Here is a 4662-nt window from a genome sequence, read left to right as displayed (position 1 = left end):
CTTCTCGGCAATGAAAGGCCAGCAAGCTCCTTGGCTGTTCGCACGGCAGGCTTCGCGGCCGCCGCTCCAGACCGCGTTGAAGATCGCAAAGCTCAGAAAGTGATGCAGCAGCCACGCGGCGAGGACGACAAAGCCTATTGTCAGCACGCCTGAAGACGGCGTCGAAAACAGATTCTTTTTCATCCAGGTCAGTGGACCCGGCCGAACGTCCGCGGGAGGCGCCATCGCTGGTATGAGCGCACCGCTGACAAATGGCGAATGCATGGACTGATCGCTCATGCGTCACCTCTCGACGATCGCAAAATGTCGGTTACACGCGTTCATGGCCGACGACGTGGCAAGGGAGATAATGAGATAGACCGACAGGGTGATCGCCATGACCTGGACGGCCGCGCCGGTCTGGTTGAGCACCGTCCCTGCAAAGATCTGCACGAGGTCGGGATAGCCGATGAACACCGCCAGCGACGAGTTCTTGATGAGATTGAGATACTGGCTTGTCAAAGGCGGTATGATGATGCGCAGCGCCTGGGGAACGACGACCAGGCGAAGTGTCTTGCCCGGCGCCAGCCCGAGCGCATACGCAGCTTCGGTCTGGCCCTTTGGCACCGCCTGGATTCCACTTCGGACAATCTCGGCGATGTAAGATGCGGTGTAGACCGACAGACCGATCAGGAGAGCGGCAAACTCTGGATAGAGCTGATGCCCGCCTTGAAAATTGAAGCCCCGTAGCTGCGGCGCGACGAACGAGACCGGCTCGCCAGCCGCCAGGAACACGACCAGCGGAAATCCTATCAAGGTCGCAAGACTGACCAGGAGCACCGGCAGCTGCTTGCCCGTCCGTCTTTGGACGCTCCTGGCGCGAAACCAGAGTGCAACGCAGCAGGAAAGGGCCGTCACGAATGCCAGGCCCACCAGCCCCGCTCCCGAATGCAACTGGATCTCCGGAATGATGAGGCCGCGATTGTTGAGATAAATGCCGCCGGGAATGGCGATGGACGCCTTCGGGGCGGGCAACGGCTTAAGGACGGCGTTGTACCAGAACAGCAACTGCAGCAACAATGGGACATTGCGCACTAGCTCGACATAGGCGGTCGCCACCTTCGAAACGATCCAGTTCGACGACAGGCGAGCAACGCCGATGACGAAGCCAAGCAAGGTCGCCAACAGGATTGCGAGGAAGCTGACGTAGAGGGTGTTTACCACTCCCACCCAGAAGGCCTGACCGTAGGTGGACAGTGCATCGTACGGTATCAGGGTTTGATTGATGTCGAAGCCGGCAGACTCATTCCAAAAATCGAATGAGAGCGGAATCCCCCGCACCCGCATGTTCGATGCGGTCTGCATGCCGATGCCCAGGGCCAAGGCCAGCAGGGAGCCAGCGAGCAAGAGCTGGTAGAAAATGCCTCGCACTTTCGTATCGTGCAGCGACAGGCTCCTGCGCGACGGCGCGGGAAGCGACAAATCGGACATGGCCTGTTCCCATCGGAGTCCGTGCAAGGCACTGGCGGTAACGCGCCAGCGCCTTGCAACCATGCTTTGCCTAGCGGATCGGCGGAGCGTACTGGACGCCGCCTTTGTTCCAGAGCGCGTTCATGCCGCGCTCCATTTTCAGCGGCGAATCCTTGCCGATATTGTGATCAAAGACTTCACCGTAGTTGCCGACCTGTTTGATCACCTGGACTGGCCAGTCGTCGCCGAGTCCGATGTCCTTGCCTATGCTGCCGTCCACGCCAAGCAGACGGCGGATGCTGGGATTGTCCGATGATTTCATGGCATCGACGTTCTTGGAGGTGACCCCGTTTTCTTCCGCGGCCACCATGACGTAGAGCGTCCATTTCGCCACATTGAGCCACTGGTCGTCACCCTGCCGCACCGCCGGGCCAAGCGGCTCCTTGGAGATCAGCTCGGGAAGAACAATGCTGTCGTCCGGCTTGGCCATGCGAAGCCGCGACGCGTTCAAGGTGGAGGTGTCCGCGGACAAGACGTCGCAACGCCCCTCCTCGTAAGCCTTCACGACCGCTTCCTCGTCGGCGAAACCAACCGTCGTGTACTTGATCGACTGCGAACGAAAATAGTCGGCAAGGTTCAACTCGGTCGTGGTGCCCTGGGTGACGCATATCGATGCGCCCTCGAGCCCCTTGGCTGACGTGATGTTGTCCGCCTTGCGCACCATGAATCCCTGGCCGTCATAGAAATACGTGCCGGCAAACAGAATGCCGAGGGATGTATCGCGGGAGGAGGTCCAAGTTGCGTTGTGCGCAAGAATGTCGATCTCTCCCGACTGCAAGGCGGTGAAGCGATCTTTCGGCGTTAATGGGATGAACTTGACCTTTTGCGCATCCCCGAGCACGGCAGCGGCCACGGCGCGACAATAGTCGACCACAAATCCGGTCCATTTGCCTTCATTGTCGGGAAGGCTGAAGCCAGCCGTGGCCGAATTTGTGCCACACGTCAGCACGCCATTTTTCTTGACATTGTCTAGGGTTGCGGACCACACCGAGGAGGTGGTGCACGCGATAGCGAGGGCAAGAAGGCCCTTGAACGTTGATCTCATTTCGGCATTCCCCTGTTTTTGTTGAAGGGAACTGTGCTCTCAAGCATAAGTATTCGTCAAATTGATTGTTCTCATGACTAAAATGAGCGCTGCTCATAATAAGCGAGGCACCCGCTCTCGGATGAAATGGCCTTGAGTGGCGTCCAGTTTGCTTGGCTGATCGAATGAGCGACAGCAGACGACCTATTGTACGGCCGACCCCGGTGCTCCCACGGTCGACCCTTCATGCATCTTGGCCCGCGACTCGTTGTAGATGCCCACGATGACTTCCCGGAGCCATTTGGTACCCGGGTCATTCGCCATCTGGCGGTGCACGATGAGCCAAGCATTCACATTCGATATGGGAAGGGGCGGCGGGATTAACGTCACCTCACTCCTCTCGTCCAGCATTTGCAGGATGGCATCGCCGCAATGGGTAATCAGTTCAGTGCTGCGAAGCGCCCAGGGCAGCACCAGATAGTTCGAGATCGTCGCAACGACATTGCGTCGTAAACCCATCAGCTTGAGGGCGGCATCAGCAAGACCTTCTGCCAGACCATCTGCAGAAATCTGCAGGTGAGAACTGGCTAAATACGTTTCCAGTGTCATTGCCTTCCTGGCTATCTTGCTTCCACTCCACACCGCGCAAAACAGCTGATCCTGGCCAAGTTCCACCTTCAGGAGACCCGGGTCATCGCGTATCGCGGCTCCCGTCAGCGCACAGTCGACTTGTCTCAAATAGACTGATGAACCGATCTCGGGTCCGTTTGCGGGAATGACGTTCAGCGTCGCGCCAGGAGCTTGCCTCGAAAATTCTCGAATGAGCCCAGGGATAAATATCATGGCGTGGTAATCGGTAAGTCCAACGCGAAAGTTGCGTCGCGTCGTTGCCGGATTGAACACCTGATGCCGGTCGATCGACGCGCGGATCGTTGCCAGTGCAGCAGAAATATCTGACAGCAACTCCACCGCCCGTGGGGTTGGCCGCATCTCCCCCCCGTCTCTCGTGAACAATTCGTCCTGCAAGAGATACCGAAGCTTTGATAGGGAATGACTTACAGCGGATTGTGTTCTTCCTAATTCGGTCGCTGCACGCGTTACGCTCCTTTCACGCATCATAACGTCGAATACTCGCAGCAAATTGAGGTCGATATCATCAAAACTCATGAGAACGTCCGCACAGTTTTTCGCATGCTACACTGTTTTCAAGCGGCGGGCGAAAGCCAGATTTTGCGCCTGCAGTTGACGGCCGTGACGAGACCCTGTCGTAGCTTCACTCCTCAACGGCTTCGCTGGCCGTGGCTGCCGTATGGCCAAAGCGCGCGCAGGCTCTAGGTTGATTGGCGATCCTGCCCGCGGCCCACCCAGTTCCGAACGGCACAATGCGCCAGGAGCGGATGCTTGGCGCCGATGTATACCGAACGTCTTGAGTGGGCCGATAGCTGGCTGGCGGCTTCCAGTGCGAGGTGCAAATGAGCGGACATTCAGCTCGGCGTAGGCTCTGTCCTCACCTAACCGATGCGGGCGCTTAATCACTAGGAGCGTATCGCCCGCTTCTTTCCTGCCGCAAGCTGTCACCGCCGCTGTAACCATGTCGGACTACAGCATTTCCGCGGCATCTGAGTTAATATTGCGGCTGAGGACCCGAATTCAGCCTTGGGAGAGCTGTGTGGACGTTGCCGCTTGGTTGCGAGGCCTCGGCCTCCAGCAATACGAGCAGGCATTTCGCGACAACGCGATCGACGCGGAAGTCCTGCCGGAACTGACCGATGCCGACCTCGAGAAGCTCGGTATGCTCCTCGGTCATCGCAAGCGATTCCGCAAGGCGGTTGTGGGGCTGGGGCCGTCAAGTCATCCCGACGCGAGCACCGATGACATCGCGGCTCAGAGCCGCACCCGGGGGCTAAGCGCGGAGCGTCGACAGCTGACCGTCATGTTCGTGGATCTCGTCGGCTCGACGGCGCTAGCGACGCGTCTGGATCCCGAAGACCTGCGTGAGACCATCGGAGCGTATCACCGTTGTGTTGCCGACACGGTCGTCCACTTCGGCGGCTTTGTCGCCAAGTACATGGGCGACGGAGTTTTGGTGTATTTCGGCTACCCGCAGGCGCACGAGAACGCCGCCGAGC

Annotated in this window: 4 protein-coding genes; 1 reads left to right on the top strand and 3 read right to left on the bottom strand. The window is 58.6% G+C overall.

Annotated elements, in window-relative coordinates:
• Positions 1-282 precede the first annotated feature (282 nt).
• From E5W70_RS30700 to E5W70_RS30690, 3 genes are all read right to left on the bottom strand, one after another.
• A complete protein-coding gene (locus E5W70_RS30700; protein ID WP_292665015.1) occupies positions 283-1470 on the bottom strand; it encodes an amino acid ABC transporter permease in 1188 nt (395 codons plus the stop codon).
• Between the two features lie 70 nt (positions 1471-1540).
• Positions 1541-2497 carry an amino acid ABC transporter substrate-binding protein gene (locus E5W70_RS30695; RefSeq protein ID WP_366509763.1) on the bottom strand — a complete coding sequence of 319 codons (957 nt, stop codon included), beginning with the start codon at positions 2495-2497 and terminating at the stop codon, positions 1541-1543.
• A gap of 240 nt (positions 2498-2737) precedes the next feature.
• Positions 2738-3700: a LysR family transcriptional regulator gene (locus E5W70_RS30690; RefSeq protein WP_292665013.1), complete on the bottom strand. Its 963-nt coding sequence runs from the start codon at positions 3698-3700 to the stop codon at positions 2738-2740.
• A 502-nt stretch (positions 3701-4202) separates the two neighbouring features.
• Between E5W70_RS30690 and E5W70_RS30685 the strand changes: the two genes are divergently transcribed.
• A partial coding sequence (locus E5W70_RS30685) for an adenylate/guanylate cyclase domain-containing protein (RefSeq protein WP_292665012.1) occupies positions 4203-4662 on the top strand: 460 nt, incomplete at its 3' end.

Origin of the sequence: Mesorhizobium sp. (genome assembly GCF_005063415.1) — a bacterium.
Lineage (GTDB): Bacteria > Pseudomonadota > Alphaproteobacteria > Rhizobiales > Rhizobiaceae > Mesorhizobium.
The sequence above is the reverse complement of the archived record's forward strand: the minus strand, read 5'-3'. Positions and strand labels throughout refer to the sequence as shown.